We start from the raw sequence: 18,794 nt of genomic DNA, 5'->3' as shown, positions 1-18,794 counted from the left end.
GACCTATGGAGCACAAATATACTATGTCAATTGAGCAGGAAGAGACTAGGCGGAATCACATTTATCTGTTATTTGGCCTGTCTGAAGCGGGATCAATGAAGGTAGCCCTTAGTCATCTGGGTTGTCGTCATTTAATACGAGTACTTTCATTTAATGAGACGTTCTCTGCTGGACCGTTGCGTGGATTACATAATAATGAAGGCTATCATACCCGTGAGTTATGGTTTCAGGAACGATTTCCGGATCAGGGTTATCATTTAAATCCCCAGCATAAACTGGCAGCCATGATTCAGACCTTAAAAGAAATTCCCGAGGACAAAAAAATCACTATCTGGTGCGGAGATAACTCCCATGATCAGACAGGTTTACGATTTGCACTTTCTATTCTTAGTGAGAGGACGCAACCTATTCATGTTATTGATTCAGTCAAGGCTTATAGGGAGATTGCCGCTTCATTTGAAATCGGCTTATATCCCAGAGCACTTAGTCAGCTCCCAAATGAAGTTCTGCAAAAAATTATAAAAATTACCGAAAACACATCCCCTATCACCTCCGCTCAAAGAAAACAGTATGAACTAGAATGGCAAAAAATCAGCAACACCGAGGATATGCTTAGAGTTTGGGCTGATGGCCAGCTTATGAATGTTCCCGAGAGTTACTATGACGAAGAAATTCTTTCTTTAATTCTGCAATTTCAACAGTATGAGGATCGAGATGGCTACGTAAATGCAGGTCTAGTTGTAGGCACAATTATAGGGCAATGGAATTTGTATATCAGTACCTCATTCATAGAATATCGCTTCTGGAGGCTAATTAGTGAGGGAAAGCTGTTCTTTAAAGGGATCCCTTACGCGATGCATTTATACTTTCTAAAAGTCGCTTAGCAGTTGCTACAAAATGACGGACAAACCCTTTATAAAAAAGAAAAGGAATGCCCTCCTAACTAAATATAGCTTCGAGGGCATTCCTTGTAAATATGACTTCTTTATGTTTATATTGTGCTGTTGACTACACTTGCTCTTCCGATTCTTCTGACTCTTCTTCCTCGGCAATTAATCCGGCAAAAAGAGCATGTACGAACTGCTGCGAATCAAATGGCTGCAAGTCTTCCATTTTTTCTCCAAGACCTACAAACTTCACCGGCAAATTCATTTCCTGACGAATCGCTACAACGATTCCGCCTTTAGCCGTACCGTCCAGCTTCGTCAAGACCAAGCCAGTGACGCCACTCTTTTCACCAAATAACTTGGCTTGTGTAAGTGCATTTTGACCCGTCGTAGCATCTAGCACCATCAGTACCTCATGTGGAGCACTTGGGATTTCTCTTTGAATGACGCGGAAGATTTTGTTGAGCTCTTCCATCAGATTGCTTTTATTCTGCAGTCTGCCAGCAGTATCGCAGATTAAGATATCCACGTTGCGTTGCTTTGCCGCTTGGACCGCATCGTACATTACAGCCGCCGGGTCAGAGCCTGCTTGTTGTTTAATGACATCTACGCCTGCGCGTTGGCCCCAAACCTCAAGCTGCTCAATCGCTCCGGCACGGAACGTATCCCCTGCAGCCAAAAGAACTTTTTTACCTTCTTGTTTGTAACGATGAGCCAGCTTGCCGATGGTAGTCGTCTTGCCCACGCCATTGACCCCAACGAACAAAATAACCGTAATTCCATTCGGATTTTCCTTCAGGCTGTTATCATCATCTCCACGCAGTAGCTCCATAAGCTTACGGGACAAAATCGGCTTCAGCTCGGCAGCATCTTCAATCCGATTTTGCTTCACTTCGGCACGCAAATCCTCGACAAGGGTCATAACAGTGTTTACACCCACGTCTGCACCAATCAAAATCTCTTCCAGCTCTTCGTAGAACTCTTCATCTATCTTTTTGCGGCGGATGATAAGGTCGGAGACCTTCTCTACAAAACCTTTACGGGTTTTCTCTAATCCGTCGCGGAATTGTTTCGTTACACTTTCCGTTTTGCCGGAAATGCTTTCTTTTAATTTTCTAAAAAAGCTCATTTGGTTCCTCCTAAAAGTTTCTCTTCTTTGATGAATTTAAGCAATCTCAGCTTCTTCATCCTCTAAACGTACTGAAACGAGCTTGGAGACACCGCCCTCTTCCATCGTTACTCCGTATAACACGTCCGCCTCTTCCATCGTTCCTTTGCGGTGCGTAACGACGATGAACTGAGTTTGTTCAGAGAACTCGCGTAAATACTGTGCAAAACGAACAACGTTCGCTTCATCGAGCGCAGCCTCGACCTCATCCAATACGCAGAACGGAACTGGCTTCACTTGCAAAATAGCGAACAATAACGCCATCGCAGTTAGAGCGCGTTCACCGCCGGATAAAAGCTGCAGATTTTGCAATTTTTTACCCGGTGGTTGGGCTACGATATCTATACCTGTTTCCAGCATATGTTCCGGATCCAGAAGCATGAGATCCGCTCGCCCGCCGCCGAACAGCTTTGAGAACACGGTCCCGAACTGTTTGCGGATCGCATCAAAGGTCTGTTTGAAACGTTTGGACATTTCATCTTCCATCTCGCGGATTACTTGATACAAGGTAGTCTTAGCTTCGACTAGATCATCTTTTTGTCCACTGAGGAACGTATACCGTTCATGGACCCGCTGATATTCTTCGATCGCCCCTAAGTTAACCTCTCCTAGCGCAGAAATACTGCGCTTCAAACGCTGTACATCGGCTTGTGCGGCAGGTACATCTTCAGGCACTGGATATCTCTGTTTTGCTAATTCATAACTTAACTCGTAGTCATCACTCAGCTTGCGGAGAATATTATCCAGCTCCACATCGAGTCGACCGACAGAAACTTCAGTGGCACGCAGCTTGTCCTCAACTACTTTAAGGGCCTGACGTTGATCTTTAGTCTTGCCTTCCTCAAGTTCCAGCTTGCGGGTTAACGCTGTACGCTCAGCACGTGCAAAATCCAAAGTTCCAGTCGTCTCTTCCTTCTTCAAGCGGTAACTGTTCAAATCTTCCTTCTGCTTCACAGCTTCCAAAGCATTGTTAGCCAGATCCTGTTCAATCGTATGTAACAGATTTCGATTCTGGCGCAGCTCCTTGTCCTGAGAACCCACATCTTGTCTTAGGCGACGTAACTGCTCCTCCAGGGAGAATATCTCCTGATCAAGCTTGCCTTCCGAGACTTTCATACTGGTCAACTTGCCTTGCAGCTCTTCCTTAGCTGATTCATTCGCTTTACGCGCTGATTCAGCGTTACGGATACCTTCATGGGCTTCCTTTTCTTCCTTTTCAAGGCGTTCAAGCTCAGCAGTGGCTTGTTTCCGCGTTTCTTCAAGCGCATGTACTTCACTCTCAAAGCCACTGCGTTCCGCACCTGTGCTCTCCACTTGCTCCTGCACATGCCGAAGCTCATGCTCGAGCTGCTTCAAATCACCGGAGACTCTTTGCTCTTCCAGTCTTTTCTCATCGCCATCACGGCGCAGATCCTCCAGCTTCACGCTAGCGTTCTCCTGCTCCTCACGAAGTCTGGCAATGCCTTGCTTCAGCTTCACTATTTGACGTTCGCTTTCTTCAATCTCACTGCTTAATTGATCCAGCTGACGTTTACGGCTAAGCAAGCTATTATTCTTCTTATGCTGGCTACCCCCGGTCATCGAACCGCCGGCATTAACTACATCGCCTTCCAGGGTAACTACCCGATAACGATATTGGCATCTAGCGGCGATACGGTTCGCTTGCTCCAAGCTCTCCGCAATAACCACATTGCCGAGCAAACTGCCAATAATGCTAGTATATTTATCATCGTAACCAACGAGTTCGGAACCAATTCCAACAAATCCGTCAGCATCACCCACCATACCACGGTCACTGCCAGAAATCTGGCGCGGCCGGATAACATCTAGCGGAAGAAAGGTAGCTCGTCCCAGCTGACGTTGCTTTAGAAATGATATCGCTTGGCGGGACACAGTTTCATTATCCATGACCACATGCTGAAGTGAAGCACCTAGAGCAGTCTCAATCGCCATTTCCAGCTTCTCCGGAACAGAGATCAGCTCCGCAACCGCACCATGCACACCGTTGAGCTGCCCTTTGCGCGCACCCTTGAGCACTTCTTTAACCCCAAGCATGAAGCCGTCGAAATCATCCTGCATCTCTTTCATGGTCTCATGACGAGAGACTTGCGCTTCCCGCTTCTGTTCCCATTTCCGAAGACCGGATTGTGTTTCTTCGATCAGCTTCTGACGTTTACTGAGCTGCTCACTTTCAGTGATATAAGCCCCGCGAAGATTGCTAAGCTCCTTCCCCAGCTGGGCAATCTTGTCCTTCAGCCCTTTCTGGTTGGCAGACAACTCTTCATGCCGGGCTGTCCATTTGCCGCTTTCTTCTTCACTGCGGCTCATACGACGTTCCAGATTCTCCTTTTGCTGATCCGCGTAACGAATTTCGTTACGTGCATTCGCCATAAGGTTCATTAGCTCCAAAAGAGCACTTTTGAGCTTTTCTTCCTGGCTCTGGCTAATCCCGTCTGCCACACCTTCAAGCCTTGTCTCTTCATCTTCGATCTGTTTCCGAAGATCCACAAGCTTAAGCCGCGATTGCTCAAGCTTAAGCTCCAGATCCACGACTTCACGCTGACGATCTGCAGAACGCTCGCCAACCGAACCTAACGTGAGCATTAACTGCTCACGATTACTTTCCAGATTACGTTTGCGTTCCCTCAGCACTTCACCGTAACCTTCGCTCTTCTCAAATGCTTCGCTATAACGCAGCAATTGCTCTTGCTGCTTCTCGATCTGTGCTTCGATTGTGCGCAGTTCAGAGCGCCCGCTCTCCAGCTTGGCATCATGAGCCGAAACCACAGTAGACAGCTCCAGCTGCTCGTCCTTCAACGTTTCAAGCTTAGCGTTACCTTCCTGCCAAGCGGTATGAATGCCTTCAATCTGGTGTACGTATACTGAAATTTCCTGATGTTTTAATTGTTCGCGAAGTTCCTTAAAGCGGATAGCTTTCTCGGACTGATCCTTAAGTGGCCCAATCTGATCCTCAAGCTCACTGATCAAATCATGAATACGAAGCAGGTTCTGCTCGGTATCATCCAGCTTTCGACTTGCGTCTTTCTTGCGCGATTTATATTTTACAATACCTGATGCTTCTTCAAAGATGCCTCGCCGATCTTCGGAACGAGTACTTAGAATCTCTTCAATCCTACCCTGCCCGATAATCGAATAGGCTTCACGTCCGATACCAGTATCCATAAACAGCTCTGTGATATCCTTCAGACGGCAGGATTGCTTATTAATTAAATATTCACTATCTCCACTGCGGTGGACTCTCCGAGTCACTGTAACTTCGCTGAAATCCAGCGGAAGTGTGTGATCTTCATTATCAAGCGTAAGTGATACTTCGCCATAATTCACGGCTTTACGCGCATCACTTCCAGCAAAAATGATATCCTCCATCTTGCCGCCACGCAGTGATTTAGCACTCTGTTCGCCGAGTACCCAGCGTATGCCGTCAGAAATATTGCTTTTGCCGCTTCCGTTCGGGCCAACTACAGCCGTTATACCGCGCACAAACTCCATTTCTGTTTTGTCGGCAAATGATTTAAAACCAGCTAATTCTATCCGTTTCAAAAACATACTTGCCAATCACCTCTGACCCATTATACCATAGCGTTTGTACCCTAAAAAACCATTAAGATGTACCTTATCCTTTGTAACGCGGAACATATAAGTTCTTATATTGTCGAAAAAGAGCAGCAACGGTCTGAGCTCCGCCTAAACGCCGGTATTCAGACCTTTGCTGCTCTCCTCCGCTTGTCCCCTTGATGCAAAACTCAGGCACCGTCCTCTTTCAGATGCAAAAGTGCTGCTGCTGCAGCCTGCTGCTCTGCTTCCTTCTTGGACCGGCCGCTTCCTTTACCAAGTGAACGGTTAGCCATATACACCTCTGAGACGAATTCACGCTCATGTGCAGGTCCCCGTTCTTCTATAATTCGATATTCCAATGTACCCATATTGTGCTGCTGAATTAGCTCTTGCAGTTCCGTCTTATAATCGGTCATCTGCATTTGCAATTTCCCATCCGTCTCCACGAGAGGAAATACGTGATTATCAAGAAAACTCCGCACTGTTTCCAGTCCTTGGTCGAGATAAAGCGCTCCCACGAAGGATTCGAATACATCAGCCAGCAGGGCCGGGCGAGTACGTCCGCCCGTAAGTTCTTCCCCTTTGCCCAATAGTACATAACGGCCAAAACCTAAACTCTCCGCAAACTTGACCAGTGAAGGCTCGCATACAATAGCGGCCCGCAGCTTGGTCAACTCTCCCTCAGGTCGGTCTGGCAATAGATTGTACAAATATTCAGAAACCGTTAACTCCAGAACTGCATCCCCAAGAAATTCGAGACGCTCATTGTCCTGATGCTGATTGAAACGGTGTTCATTCACATAGGATGCATGGGTAAAGGCCTGCTTCAGAAGCACAGAATCGTGAAATTGGATTTGAAGTTGCTGTTGTAACTGCTTCAGTTCTCCTTTCACCGCACTGTCCCCTTACTAATTATATTTTTTTAGAATAACTGTTGCGTTATGTCCCCCGAAGCCGAACGAATTCGACATTACAATATCAAGATCAGCTTTACGTGGCACATTTGGTACATAATCCAGATCACATTCCGGGTCTTGGTTGTCCAAATTAATCGTTGGCGCAATCATCCCTTTTTGCAAAGAAAGGCCACAGATAATAGCTTCTACTCCACCAGCAGCACCCAGAAGGTGACCTGTCATGGATTTCGTCGAACTAATTGCCACTTTATAGGCATGGTCACCCAATGCTTTTTTAACAGCAGCAGTTTCTGATCTATCTCCTACAGGCGTTGAAGTACCATGAGCATTGATGTAATCAATATCTTCAGGAGAGATACCAGCATCCCGGATTGCCATCTTCATGCAGCGAGCTGCACCATCTGGATCAGGCTCAGTCATATGATGAGCATCTGCGCTTAGACCATAACCGATAACCTCAGCATAGATCTTCGCTCCACGTTTCTCAGCATGTTCGAGTGATTCCAGAATAAGAATCCCGGCACCTTCACCCATAACAAAACCATCGCGATCCACATCAAACGGACGACTTGCCTTCTCAGGCTCATCATTGCGAGTGGACATTGCTCTCATAGCACAAAAACCAGCCATACCTGTTGGACGAATGGTCGCTTCGGAACCACCGCAGATCATTGCATCTGCGTCTCCACGTTGAATCAAGCGGAAGGATTCCCCAATGGAGTGACTTCCTGTAGCACAAGCAGTTACTGTCGTCGTATTAGGACCCTTTGCACCAAGGTTAATGGACAACTGCCCAGAACCCATGTTAGCGATCATCATCGGAATGAAGAACGGACTAACCCGCTTCGGTCCTTTTTCAAGCAACAAGTTATGATTGTCTTCCCAAGTGCCAAGACCGCCAATACCTGATCCTACAGATACACCTATTCTTTCGGCATCAATATCTTCACCGATCTTAAGTCCGCTATCTCGTAATGCGTCCTCACCGGCAGCCACTGCAAATTGTACAAAACGGTCCATTTTGCGGGCTTCCTTACGACCAAAAAGTGCCTCTGGATCGAAATCTTTAACAGAGGATGCTATTTGCGTAGTATACTCACTGACATCAAAGGTCTCAACCTGTGATACACCGGATTTGCCGCTCATAAGATTATCCCAGAACGTCTCCAAATCTTTGCCCAATGATGTAACTACGCCCATCCCGGTAACAACCACTCTATGACTCAAACACAATCACCCCATCTATAGGTTGTATACATTATATTCAGAACTTATATACTTTCTGTTGCTACTATATGAACAGCGATAACCGCATCATTAACCATCCTGCGGTTCTGTTATATCCCTTATATAGTTGCTCAAGGCAACCTTTGATTCATCTTTAATGCTCTATAAATGAGGAGAAGTCCCGCCCTAGCAGGAACGGGACTCTCAATCATATGACTCTAGGTATGAGATTGTATGTACTTCACAACTTCACCCACGGTCGTAATCGTCTCTGCATCTTCATCAGAGATTTCCATATCGAATTCATCTTCCAATTCCATAACCAATTCTACTACATCAAGAGAATCAGCACCTAAATCATCTTTGAAAGACGCTTCTAATGTTACCTCAGCTTCATCGGCACCTAAGCGGTCGATGACAATGCGTTTTACACGCTCTAATACATCGGACATCCGGTTCACCTCCTCTTTTGGTATTATACGAGATATGAGTTCAAAATACCATAGAGCGTCAAAAACGCTTTCTTTATCCCTCACATTTCAGCATTAAAACAGTGTAATTTCTCCTTGACGGAGAGTTACATATACATCCCGCCATCCACGTGTAGTGTCTGGCCGGTCATATACGCAGCGCCTTCAGAGGCCAGGAAGACTACAGCCATAGCAATCTCTTCAGGGCGCCCCAGCCGAGCAAGTGGAATGCCCTTCTCAAGCTCACTGCGCACTTCCTCAGAGAGCTCACGCGTCATATCTGTATCAATGAAGCCCGGAGCGATACAGTTCACCGTGATCCCCCGTGAGGAAAGCTCACGAGCCGATGCCTTCGTTAAACCGATGACACCTGCCTTAGCTGCGGAGTAATTAGCTTGTCCAGGATTTCCTGTTACACCTACTACGGAAGAAATATTGATAATGCGCCCGTAGCGTTGCTTCATCATAGGGCGTGTAGCTGCCTTTAGGCAGTTAAACACCCCTTTTAGATTCGTTTCGATCACTTGATCGAACTCTTCTTCTTTCATGCGCATAATCAGGTTGTCTCTGGTAATGCCGGCATTATTGACAACAATGTCAATACGTCCCCAGGTATTCAGAACCTCTTTGACAAGGTTCTCGGCCTGTTCACTATTGCCGACATCGCCACGAAGGGCAATACCCTCCGAGCCAAGCTCGACAATCCGAGCCACGGTTTCTTGTGCGGCTGCTTCACTGCCCGCATAGTTCACGGCCACCTTCACGCCATGTTCCGCGAGAGCAAGTGCAATACTGCGGCCAATGCCGCGAGAGCCACCAGTTACAAGGGCCGTTTGACCCCGCAATGCTGAGAACATCATTTATTCCCCTTTCGATCATATTGCTATTGATAAACAATGTTTGAACGTATCTTACAAGACAGCTTGCACACTTTCAAGCGTGTTAATGTTGATTACTTTGACCGTTTTGTCTATTTTGCGGATCAGACCTGCCAGAACACTGCCAGAACCAATTTCCACAAAAGTATCCACACCATCAGCAATCAGCCATTCAATACTGTCTTGCCAGAGCACAGGGGAGTACACCTGGCGGACAAGCAGTTCACGGATTTCTTCAGGATCCGTTACAGGTGCTGCGGTAACATTGACAATAACAGGTACAGCCGGAGCATTAAAGGTAACACTCTTCAGCTCGTCTGCCAAGCGGTCTGCCGCAGCCTTCATCATCGAAGAGTGAAAAGGTCCACTTACTTCCAGCGGAATAGCCCGCTTTCCGCCTGCTTCCTTAACACGCTGCACAACACCGTTAACCCCGGCCTGTGAACCAGAAACAACAATCTGTCCCGGGCAGTTCACATTCGCCAGTTCTACCACGCCGCTCTCCTCGGATACGCTCCGGCATAATTCTGCCAGAGCATCCCGCTCCGCACCAAGCACTGCAGCCATAGCTCCCTGTCCACCTGGAACAGCTTCCTCCATAAAACGACCGCGTAAACGCACGAGTCTTACAGCATCTTCATAGGACAATACGCCTGCCGCAACCAGTGCGCTGTATTCTCCTAGGCTATGACCAGCTACATAATCCGGCTTCATCCCTTGATCACGTAATGCTTCCAGATAAGCCACGCTTGCTGTTAGCAGAGCCGGTTGCGTATTTACGGTCTGTTTCAAATCACTGTCAGGTCCTTCAAAAATCAGCTGGCTCAGTGGAAATCCGAGCACCTCATCACCTTTTTCGAATACCGCGCGGCTGTGCGGAAGAGCTTCATATACATCTCTACCCATTCCAACTGCCTGTGCACCCTGACCGGGAAAGACAAATGCGATTTTACTCATAAGTAAGAACTCCTTCCTCTATTACCAGATCAATACGGACGCGCCCCAAGTCAAGCCACCGCCGAATCCAACCATCAGAACCGTGTCGCCTTCCTTCATGCGTCCTTCTTCCGCCGCTTCAACTAGAGCTAGAGGAATAGAAGCTGCTGATGTATTAGCATATTTATCAACATTGATTACACATTTCTCCGGTGGCAGGTCAAGCCGCTGCATAGCGGATTGAATGATACGAATATTCGCTTGATGCGGTACGAACAAATCAATATCTTCTTTACCTAATCCGGCTTTAGTAAGCACACGTTCTGTAGCTGAGCCCATAACACGAACGGCAAACTTAAACACTTCACGGCCATTCATATAGATGAAATGTTTCTTGTCTTCAACCGTCTGCTGAGATGCAGGCAAGCGCGAGCCCCCAGCTTCCAGCTTAAGCAAGTTTCCTCCAGAACCTTCAGCACCCAGATCGAAGGATTGGAAACCGCGTCCCTCTGGAACTTCACCGATGATTACTGCTCCTGCACCATCGCCAAACAGTACACAGGTGTTACGATCCGTATAATCAGTGATGCGGGATAAAGTGTCCGCACCAATTATGAGTGCATTATTGTACATTCCGTTCTGAATAAAGCCAACTGCAGTAGCTAGGCTGTATACAAAACCAGAGCAGGCTGCTGACAAGTCAAAGGCCGCAGCACCTTTAGCTCCAAGTTTATCCTGCAAAATGCAGGCTGTGGAAGGAAAGGAGCTATCAGGGGTTACCGTTGCGATAATAATAAGATCCAGATCTTCGGCTTTCATGCCTGCAGAATCCAAAGCTTTAAGTGCAGCTTCATAGGCTAAATCAGAAGTTGCCTCATGTGGTGCAGCGATATGTCTTTCACGGATCCCTGTCCGACTGACGATCCATTCATCGTTAGTCTCCACTATTTTTTCCAGATCACTGTTTGTTAAAATTTTCTCAGGTACATATTTACCCGTACCGATAATCCCAACCGGCCGCAATTGTTTCATTTCGTCACTCACTTCCCGCTAATTTCCTTGGATATACTTGGCACAAGATCGGCTTGCAGAGCAATCCGCGCTTGTCTTACTGCATTTTTAACCGCATTTCCGTCTGAAGATCCATGCCCCTTAACTACCAATCCGCTAAGACCAAGCAACGGTGCACCGCCATGCTCTTTGTAATCCATCTTGCCCTTCAGGGCTCTAAGCTCCGGCATCAGCATAGCCGCTCCAAGCTTAGTCTTCAGAGAACGGCTGAATTGCTCCTTCAGTAAAGAGAACAATGCACCCGCTGTACCCTCAAGCGACTTCAACAGGATATTACCAGCAAATCCATCGCAGACAAGCACATCGCAGTTTCCTGTCAGTACGTCGCGTGCCTCAACATTACCGATAAAATGAATGCCCGGCAAGTTCTCCAGCAGTGGATAGGCTTCTTTGGTCAGTTCGTTGCCTTTCCCAGGCTCCGTCCCTACATTTAGAAGTCCAACCCGCGGCTTAGCAATGCCATGCACTTTATTCCGATAAATGCTGCCCATCAGCGCATATTGCACCAGATGTTCAGGCTTTGCATCCATGTTAGCGCCAAGATCAAGCGCAAGCACGCCAACATCATCCAGCGTCGGAATCATAGGTGCCAGCGCCGGACGTTCAATCCCCTGCATACGGCCTACTACAAGTAACCCTGTAGTCATAAGCGCCCCCGTGTTACCTGACGAAATCATAGCATCTGCTTCGCCCTCACGCACCATACGTCCAGCTACAACCATGGATGAATCTTTTTTGCGGCGAACCGCCTTAACCGGCTCTTCATCAGAACCAATAACATCTCCTGCATGCCGCACACTCAGGTTGGACGGCTTGTCCTTCAGCAGTGGCTCTAGTCTGGCTTCGTCACCTACGAGCACAATCTGCGTATCTTTCCATTCCGCGGCCGCGGACAACGCCCCCTCGACATTACATTCAGGAGCGTTGTCCCCGCCCATGGCATCAATGGCGATCAGCACTACGGTTACCCCCTTCACTATACTCTTCATTAGCGGAACGATACACTATAAAGTGGCCTTGAAATACCAATTCTTCTCCGACATAGGTGAATACGTCCACCTCTGCTTTGCCGCCTCTGCCTGCAAGTGACCGCACTTGAGCTTTAGCAATGCACTTCTCACCAAGCAGAACCATACGAACAAATCGTATGTCGGCTGAAGCAGTCAAGGCAATTTCATCGTTAATCACAGCAACCGCAAGCGAGTTGGCTTGAGCAAACACGTAGTGGCCACGGGCGATCCCATTTCTGGAAAAGACATGATCCTCACGAATTTCAAAGATCGAAATCCCGCTTTTATCGAGCTGTAAATCGACAATATCTCCGATCACTTCATCCGCAGGCAAAGAGCGCACCTGATCATAGGAATGCTCTGCCATTTGTTTCATTCTTTCACGCAGTTCTGGTATTCCCAGCTCCATCCGGTCTAACCGAATCGTCTGAATGCTCACCTTCAGCTGACGAGTCAACTCCCGATCAGTTACAAAAGGATTGCCTGCAATTATATGTAGCAGCTGTTGCTGACGTTCTTTCTTGGACATCCGCTCGATAGCGGCTCACCTCCTGGCACATGCCAAGCATAAACGCCTTCGGCGCCCTAATAAGGACGGTAAGCGTTTAAGCGAGAAATATAAGACATAAAGTATAGGTGCATAACTTATACTTCCTTATATTTTAAAGAAAGCATCCGGCCGCTTGAATGGCCGCTGTTATATTAGGTCAAACAATCATAAATATTTTTTAGAACCAGGTACTAATATGTAGTATAAAGCATGCCGCACCAAAAATAAAGCATTGACTTCTGAGCGGAACATAAAGTATAGGTGCAAACCTTATCTTTATTAAATTTGGACAAAAAAATAGTACCTCACCGAAGTGAAGCACTACTTATTTTTGAAACTATTGTTTGATGATTTCTCTTGCTTTGTAAGTTCCGCAAACTTTGCATACGTGGTGAGCTAGTTTCAACTCTCCGCATTGTTCACATTTCACCATGCCCGGCACAACCAACTTAAAGTGGGTGCGACGTTTGTCACGGCGTGTTTTAGACGTTCTACGTTGTGGTACTGCCATGTGTTCCACCTCCTCGTGATATTTCTGTCAGCCTGCTCCTCAGAGCAGGATGTGTTTTGTTGTAATGTTTCATTTGAAAAAGTCTTTCAACCCAGCGAGTCGAGGATCGATCACTGTGTTGTCGCAACTGCAGGTGCCTTCGTTCAAGTTCTGTCCGCATTTCTGACAAAGACCAAGACAGTCTGCCTTGCACAATACCGAATCCGGTAAGTGCAGTACGAAATTTTCTTCCACATACGGGATAAGATCCACAACCTCATCCTTGACGTAAATGAGATCCTCATCTTCGTCATCATCTGGAAGAACTGGCTGCTTAAGCCACTTGAAAGTCTCAGCAAAAGGAATGTTCAAATCACTTTTGACCTCCGTGAGACAACGTGAACATAACATGTCCACATCTCCACTCAGTTTCCCCACCACGTTCACACAATCGGTTCCCGCGGGCAGCGCTTTAAGGTCTACTGAGAGCGGAGCAACAGTTAGAATATCCTTGCGCCCTTTGACTACCTCGCTGACATCCACAACATCGTGAATATGTAACGGTTCGTCGGCATTCGCTAATTTGCGAAAGTGAATCTGCATACTTATCACTCCCAAACAAACAAAATTTATTATACCTAGTATTCTATACCTTTGTCAACCATTTTCCCTTTATATTGTTTCAGAAAATGCGGTGAATTATGATATAACTATTAGTGTAAATCAAAAGATCAGCTTGTGCTAACAGTATCTCTAGAAATCTACCCTACTAAACTCAATAAATATACCTTACTTATCGGAGGGAAGCCACAGTGACAACGGTTGGAATCATCGCAGAATACAATCCTTTACATAACGGACATGTGCATCACTTCACGGAAGCCAAAAGACTTTCCGGCGCAGAGCGCACCATCGTCGTCATGAGTGGTCCCTTTACCCAGCGCGGCGAGCCGGCGGCGGTAAGCAAGCAAGCCCGGACAGAGATGGCGCTGCATATGGGCGCCGACCTCGTCATTGAGCTGCCGGTGGCTTATGCCGTCCAGCCAGCCGAGTGGTTCGCGTTCGGAGCAGTTGCACTGCTGGAAGCGACCGGGGTCGTGGACAGCTTGTGCTTCGGCTCAGAAGCCGGCACTTTGGGCTCGCTGCTCCCGCTGGCCAGATATCTGGCTGAGGAAAGCAGCGAGCTTCAGAGCGAGATCCGCCGCCGCATGGCGCTCGGAGCGAGCTTCCCCGCCGCGTACAGCACAGCGGCGGCGGTGGCCTTTGAAGGGACTCTCCCGGAAACGGAGAGTCCCGGAGATGCAGGCGAGCTGCTGCGCCAGCCGAATAACAGCCTTGGCCTGCATTATCTTATCGCCTTGCAGCGGCTGCACAGCAAGATAATGCCACTAACCGTTCCGCGCACAGCAGCAGGCTTCCATGACCCATTACAAGCCGACTCTTCTATTGCAAGTGCGACGGCCATCCGCAAGCTGCTGCAAGAAGGCGGATCTCCCGCTGCTTATATGCCGGATTATAGCGTGTCCATTTTGGAAAGAGAGCATGCAGCCGGAAGGGGCCCTCTGAGCTTGGAGAGCTTCAGTATCCCGCTCCGCCATCTGCTGACCACCCATACTGCGGCCGAGTTACACGCGATCCATGATATGAATGAAGGCTTGGAGAATCGAATACTGCGGCTTTTGCCTGAGTTGGAGCAATTCTCTGTTTCAGGCCTGCTTCACGCCCTTAAGAGCAAGCGCTACACGCATACACGGTTACAGCGTCTGCTGCTACATGTTCTGTTAAATCATTCTAAAAAAGAAATGACCCCTTCCATACTAGCAGAGGGGCCCGGATATATTCGTATTCTTGGTTTTAGAGAAAGCGGACGAGCACTGCTTAAAGAGATGAAACAAAAAGCTACGTTGCCCATCGTCATGCGCCCGTCCCTTTGTTCCCATCCGCAGCTTGAGCGAGATCTTCAAGCCGCTTCCGCTTTCGCGGGAGCTTTTAAGGAGCCCCGTAGAAATGATATGTACCGCGATTATTTGGAACCTCCGGTCATGGTTTGACCGGCAGTTCCTCCATATACTTCAGCGCCTCATCCAGCGTAGATACAGGCACCAGCTTCATAGATGTGCCGATTTTATCAGCTTTTGCTTTGGCTTCGTCATAATTCTTAACAGGCACGAAAAAAATCTCCGCCCCTTCTCGGTCCGCAGCCACGATCTTGTGTTTCACTCCACCGATAGCACCAACTACACCCTCAGCGTTAATCGTACCCGTCCCTGCAACCCTATGGCCTTTAGTTAAATCACCAGAAGTAAGGCGATTGTAAATTTCCATAGTGAACATTAGCCCTGCCGAAGGTCCGCCAACATTTGTATCTACAAAGCTGACAGCTTTCCCTGCTTCTTTTGGTTTTACTTTTTGAACGGCGGCAATAGTAACTCCAAAACCAGGTCGAACGGCAGCGCCCTCTTTATCCTTTATTTCAACCAGCGTCACTTGTTCTTGTACTTCCTTGCCATTTCTTTGCAAAACAACAGCGACTTGATCTCCGATTTTTTTAGAGGAGAGCAGTTTAGACAGTGCTTCAGGATCGGGCACTTTTTGTCCCTCTACACTAATGATTTTGTCACCCGGCAGAAATTGTCCTTTATTACTTTCTACAGGAACCGAAAAGACGTAGAGATAATCCACTACATCCTCATATGGAATTCCCGCTGCATGATAAGCGGCCTGAACAGAATAAGACTGTGAGCTATTCATATAAAAAACCTGCTCTGCAGCATATTCGTCTTCTGATTTATCCCCTAGCCGGGTTTCTTTTCGCACAACCTCTGAATTGGAATTAAAAGCAGAGGCGACCAATAAGGCCACATTAGCATAACTAGCAGACACCGTAGTCATCATAAACGTTCCTTCTTCAGCCGGATCGGCATTCTCTACCTTAATCATAGGGGCAACTTCAGATGCACTGCCTGGCTGATATACGATGTACGGGGTGTTCATAAAGACAAATACATACACGATTACTACAAACGTAAACAGATAAGCTGTGGCGCGGAAACCCGGCCGATGCTTCAGTTGCTTCACTGCTCTTCCCTTCTTTCCCGCGGCACTTTTAGGATATGAATGATTGAACTTCATTACCGCTTCGACTAGTGGTTTGGCATGATGGTTGTCTACTCTGCATAAATTGATAACACATCGTCCATGCCTTAAGTTATGAAGAGGTGATCTGAGAAATGAAAAATATTCAAATACGCCGACTAGCTACACGCTCCACACCATTTATACCCGGGATTATGGCAATCTTGACAGCCATTGCAATTATTATCTCACCGGAGAGCTCCTTTGAGGCTTCACTCCAAGGATTGAAGCTTTGGTGGACACTCGTATTCCCTGCCCTGCTCCCCTTCCTGATGCTGTCAGAGATGCTTACCGCCTCGGGTTTCGTGCATGGTTTTGGAGTGCTTCTGGAGCCATTGATGAAAAAGGTCTTTCGTCTGCCCGGTGCCAGCGGCTGGACCTTGGCACTCGGAATCACAGCCGGATTCCCCGGTGGAGCTGGAGGGGTCATGCAGCTACACAAGCAGAACAGCATTTCTGACAAGGAAGCCGCCCGACTTGCCGCACTTACACACTTCGCCAGTCCGGTAACCATGCTTATAGTAATTGGCATAGCTTTTCTACACAGTACTTCAGCAGGTTATTTCCTGCTGGCCATCCACTGGATCTCTGGACTTCTAGCCAGCTACACCGATGCTCTATTAGAGGGGCGGTCAGCGAACACGAAACCAGTTGATAAGATCTCCACGGACACCAAACAGCCTTCTTTATATAGTCGCGTTCAGCTTGCAGCAACAGATGCCAGAGCAAAAGACGGACGCAGCTTCGGCAAGCTTCTCGGCGAGTCCGTCGCTAATGCCGTGCAAAGTCTGATGGTCGTGGGCGGTTACATGATTATGTTCGCTGTAGTCATCAATATCATCACTACTGTACTTCCCGCATTGCCAGCTGCTCTGCCAGCAAGCTTGCTGGAAATTCATTTGGGCGCCGACGCGATCAGCAAAGGGCTAGCAAGCATAGGAACAGGTCCCTCTAGTATGTTTGGGATAGCTTTACTGTCTGCTGCACTGGGCTGGAGCGGACTCTGTGCGCAACTACAGGTGCTGACCATGCTCAAACAAGCCAGAGTCAGATTTCTACCCTACGCTACGGTTCGTCTGATGCATGGACTTTATGCTTTTCTGTTAACTTTATTGCTCTGGAAACCATTGCTGGCTATCCCTAAAGCTGCTTTACCAGCACTTGCAGACTCACGCCCGACTCCAAGCGGCACCCTTAATGTAACGGACATATGGAGCTCTTTTCCACAGCTGCTAAGTCTGCAAGCCCTTCTGCTCATCATCCTGTTGGGATTATCTGCTGGAACGTATCTAGTAAGTACTATTCGCCATCGGCTCGGTTAAATTTACGCTTCATCGCTTGTTCAACCTCAGGCGTCACAAAATCAGTCACATTCCCGCCGAAGTGGGCGATTTCTTTAACAACACTGGAACTTAAGTAGGAATATTTCGGATTAGTCATCATAAAAATCGTTTCTGCATCGGGATCCAGGCTATGGTTGATCGATGCGTTTTGCAGCTCATATTCAAAGTCAGTAACGGTACGGATACCCCGAACAATGACTTGAGCATCTTTTTGACGAACATAATTCACTAACAGATCACGGAAGCTGTCAATTTCCACATTGGGAATATCAGCGGTCGCCTGTCTTAATAGCTCTGTCCGTTCATCAACAGTAAACAGCGGGTTTTTACTCAAATTATTAAGCACCGTTACAATCAAACGGTCGAATTGCTTGGATGCGCGCCGAATAATATCCATATGTCCCATAGTCACGGGATCAAAGGTACCTGGATAAATGGCAACACGTTCTTTTCTAATTTGCTGACTCATTCTCTACCTCCTCACCAGCTTCACTTTCCTCTGCAGGATTAGTTTCATACTGGTAAATAGAAATTGTCGTTTCTCCGTATACGGCCTGACGCAGCCTATAAAATCCTGGAATGTCTTCAGGATAGGCATAACTTGATTCATGCTCCAGAACAATAATTGCGTCCTCTTGCAGCATTCCTTTTTCGACCATCATAAGCATAAGCTCATCCCCGTGCTTCAAGCGATAGGGAGGATCTAAAAAGACCAAATCAAAAATTTTCCCCCGCTTCTCCAACGCACTTAGCGCTCTCCCAGCTTCATTACGGTACACCTGCGCTTGTTCTTCCAGCTTAGTAGCCTTCAGATTGGCGCGTATCGTGTCGATACTTTTAGGATCCATATCAACAAATACGCCGCTTTCCATCCCTCTGCTTAAGGCTTCGATCCCCAACCCCCCAGTACCGGCGAACAAATCCAGCACCACTCCACCTTCGAAATATGGGCCTATCATGCTAAATACAGCTTCCTTCACCTTATCGGTCGTAGGCCTTGTCCCACTTCCCGGAACACTCTTCAGTGGCCTTCCTTTTGCACTTCCCGATACCACTCTCACTGTTATTCACCCGCTCTATATCTCTGTTTGTTATGCCCAAAAGGGCATAAGTCCACGCCTATCGTAACACATTTG

At 47.5% G+C, this 18,794-nt stretch carries 18 protein-coding genes; 3 read left to right on the top strand and 15 right to left on the bottom strand.

All coding sequences use genetic code 11. The annotated features are described in order from the left end of the window. Positions 1–5 precede the first annotated feature (5 nt). Positions 6–884: a DUF1835 domain-containing protein gene (locus tag MHI51_RS13680; RefSeq protein WP_405173951.1), complete on the top strand. Its 879-nt coding sequence runs from the start codon at positions 6–8 to the stop codon at positions 882–884. A gap of 124 nt (positions 885–1,008) precedes the next feature. On the opposite strand, the gene ftsY is transcribed toward MHI51_RS13680, so the two are convergent. The 12 genes from ftsY to MHI51_RS13620 form a co-directional block, all read right to left on the bottom strand. Next, positions 1,009–2,016 (bottom strand): signal recognition particle-docking protein FtsY, encoded by a 1,008-nt coding sequence (ftsY, locus tag MHI51_RS13675; RefSeq protein WP_036686498.1) that lies wholly within the window; start codon positions 2,014–2,016, stop codon positions 1,009–1,011. A 36-nt stretch (positions 2,017–2,052) separates the two neighbouring features. Further along, positions 2,053–5,622 carry a chromosome segregation protein SMC gene (gene smc / locus MHI51_RS13670; protein WP_076218873.1) on the bottom strand — a complete coding sequence of 1,190 codons (3,570 nt, stop codon included), beginning with the start codon at positions 5,620–5,622 and terminating at the stop codon, positions 2,053–2,055. 197 nt (positions 5,623–5,819) lie between these two features. After that, positions 5,820–6,524: a ribonuclease III gene (gene rnc, locus MHI51_RS13665; RefSeq protein ID WP_038570606.1), complete on the bottom strand. Its 705-nt coding sequence runs from the start codon at positions 6,522–6,524 to the stop codon at positions 5,820–5,822. Positions 6,525–6,539: 15 nt separating this feature from the next. Continuing rightward, entirely contained in the window at positions 6,540–7,775 is a 1,236-nt protein-coding gene (fabF, locus tag MHI51_RS13660) for a beta-ketoacyl-ACP synthase II (protein WP_076101782.1), read from the bottom strand. A 218-nt stretch (positions 7,776–7,993) separates the two neighbouring features. Beyond that, complete coding sequence (locus MHI51_RS13655; RefSeq protein ID WP_036686493.1) at positions 7,994–8,227, bottom strand: acyl carrier protein; 234 nt, start codon at positions 8,225–8,227, stop codon at positions 7,994–7,996. A gap of 125 nt (positions 8,228–8,352) precedes the next feature. Then, the gene (gene fabG / locus MHI51_RS13650) at positions 8,353–9,102 is read right to left on the bottom strand and encodes a 3-oxoacyl-[acyl-carrier-protein] reductase (RefSeq protein ID WP_036686492.1); all 750 of its coding nucleotides are present in this window, start codon (positions 9,100–9,102) and stop codon (positions 8,353–8,355) included. Positions 9,103–9,156: 54 nt separating this feature from the next. After that, positions 9,157–10,080 carry an ACP S-malonyltransferase gene (gene fabD / locus MHI51_RS13645; RefSeq protein ID WP_076138632.1) on the bottom strand — a complete coding sequence of 308 codons (924 nt, stop codon included), beginning with the start codon at positions 10,078–10,080 and terminating at the stop codon, positions 9,157–9,159. 21 nt (positions 10,081–10,101) lie between these two features. Then, positions 10,102–11,091 (bottom strand): beta-ketoacyl-ACP synthase III, encoded by a 990-nt coding sequence (locus MHI51_RS13640; RefSeq protein ID WP_139329841.1) that lies wholly within the window; start codon positions 11,089–11,091, stop codon positions 10,102–10,104. A gap of 8 nt (positions 11,092–11,099) precedes the next feature. Next, a complete protein-coding gene (gene plsX / locus MHI51_RS13635; RefSeq protein ID WP_038570599.1) occupies positions 11,100–12,089 on the bottom strand; it encodes a phosphate acyltransferase PlsX in 990 nt (329 codons plus the stop codon). Further along, complete coding sequence (gene fapR / locus MHI51_RS13630; RefSeq protein ID WP_036686484.1) at positions 12,073–12,669, bottom strand: transcription factor FapR; 597 nt, start codon at positions 12,667–12,669, stop codon at positions 12,073–12,075. The genes plsX and fapR overlap by 17 nt, the downstream gene beginning before the upstream one ends. Positions 12,670–13,027: 358 nt before the next feature. Next, positions 13,028–13,201, bottom strand: coding sequence for a 50S ribosomal protein L32 (gene rpmF, locus MHI51_RS13625; protein WP_019911234.1), 174 nt, complete (start codon positions 13,199–13,201; stop codon positions 13,028–13,030). Between the two features lie 69 nt (positions 13,202–13,270). Further along, complete coding sequence (locus MHI51_RS13620; RefSeq protein ID WP_036686482.1) at positions 13,271–13,783, bottom strand: DUF177 domain-containing protein; 513 nt, start codon at positions 13,781–13,783, stop codon at positions 13,271–13,273. Positions 13,784–13,992: 209 nt separating this feature from the next. Here MHI51_RS13620 and MHI51_RS13615 point away from each other — a divergent pair, with 209 nt between their 5' ends. After that, positions 13,993–15,231 (top strand): nucleotidyltransferase, encoded by a 1,239-nt coding sequence (locus MHI51_RS13615; protein WP_076218872.1) that lies wholly within the window; start codon positions 13,993–13,995, stop codon positions 15,229–15,231. Here MHI51_RS13615 and MHI51_RS13610 read toward each other — a convergent pair. Further along, the gene (locus tag MHI51_RS13610) at positions 15,221–16,258 is read right to left on the bottom strand and encodes a SepM family pheromone-processing serine protease (protein WP_076275749.1); all 1,038 of its coding nucleotides are present in this window, start codon (positions 16,256–16,258) and stop codon (positions 15,221–15,223) included. The two genes, MHI51_RS13615 and MHI51_RS13610, sit on opposite strands and share 11 nt — an antisense overlap. Positions 16,259–16,410: 152 nt before the next feature. Between MHI51_RS13610 and MHI51_RS13605 the strand changes: the two genes are divergently transcribed. Further along, a complete protein-coding gene (locus MHI51_RS13605; RefSeq protein ID WP_076218870.1) occupies positions 16,411–17,637 on the top strand; it encodes a nucleoside recognition domain-containing protein in 1,227 nt (408 codons plus the stop codon). On the opposite strand, the gene coaD is transcribed toward MHI51_RS13605, so the two are convergent. Together coaD and rsmD are read right to left on the bottom strand one after the other, a co-directional pair. After that, positions 17,615–18,127: a pantetheine-phosphate adenylyltransferase gene (gene coaD, locus MHI51_RS13600; protein WP_076126111.1), complete on the bottom strand. Its 513-nt coding sequence runs from the start codon at positions 18,125–18,127 to the stop codon at positions 17,615–17,617. The genes MHI51_RS13605 and coaD overlap by 23 nt on opposite strands. Then, the gene (gene rsmD / locus MHI51_RS13595; protein ID WP_076190033.1) at positions 18,111–18,719 is read right to left on the bottom strand and encodes a 16S rRNA (guanine(966)-N(2))-methyltransferase RsmD; all 609 of its coding nucleotides are present in this window, start codon (positions 18,717–18,719) and stop codon (positions 18,111–18,113) included. The genes coaD and rsmD overlap by 17 nt, the downstream gene beginning before the upstream one ends. Between the last annotated feature and the right edge of the window lie 75 nt (positions 18,720–18,794).

It is taken from the genome of Paenibacillus sp. FSL H8-0260 (assembly GCF_045040625.1).
Taxonomy (GTDB): domain Bacteria; phylum Bacillota; class Bacilli; order Paenibacillales; family Paenibacillaceae; genus Paenibacillus_AQ; species Paenibacillus_AQ odorifer.
The sequence above is the reverse complement of the archived record's forward strand: the minus strand, read 5'-3'. Positions and strand labels throughout refer to the sequence as shown.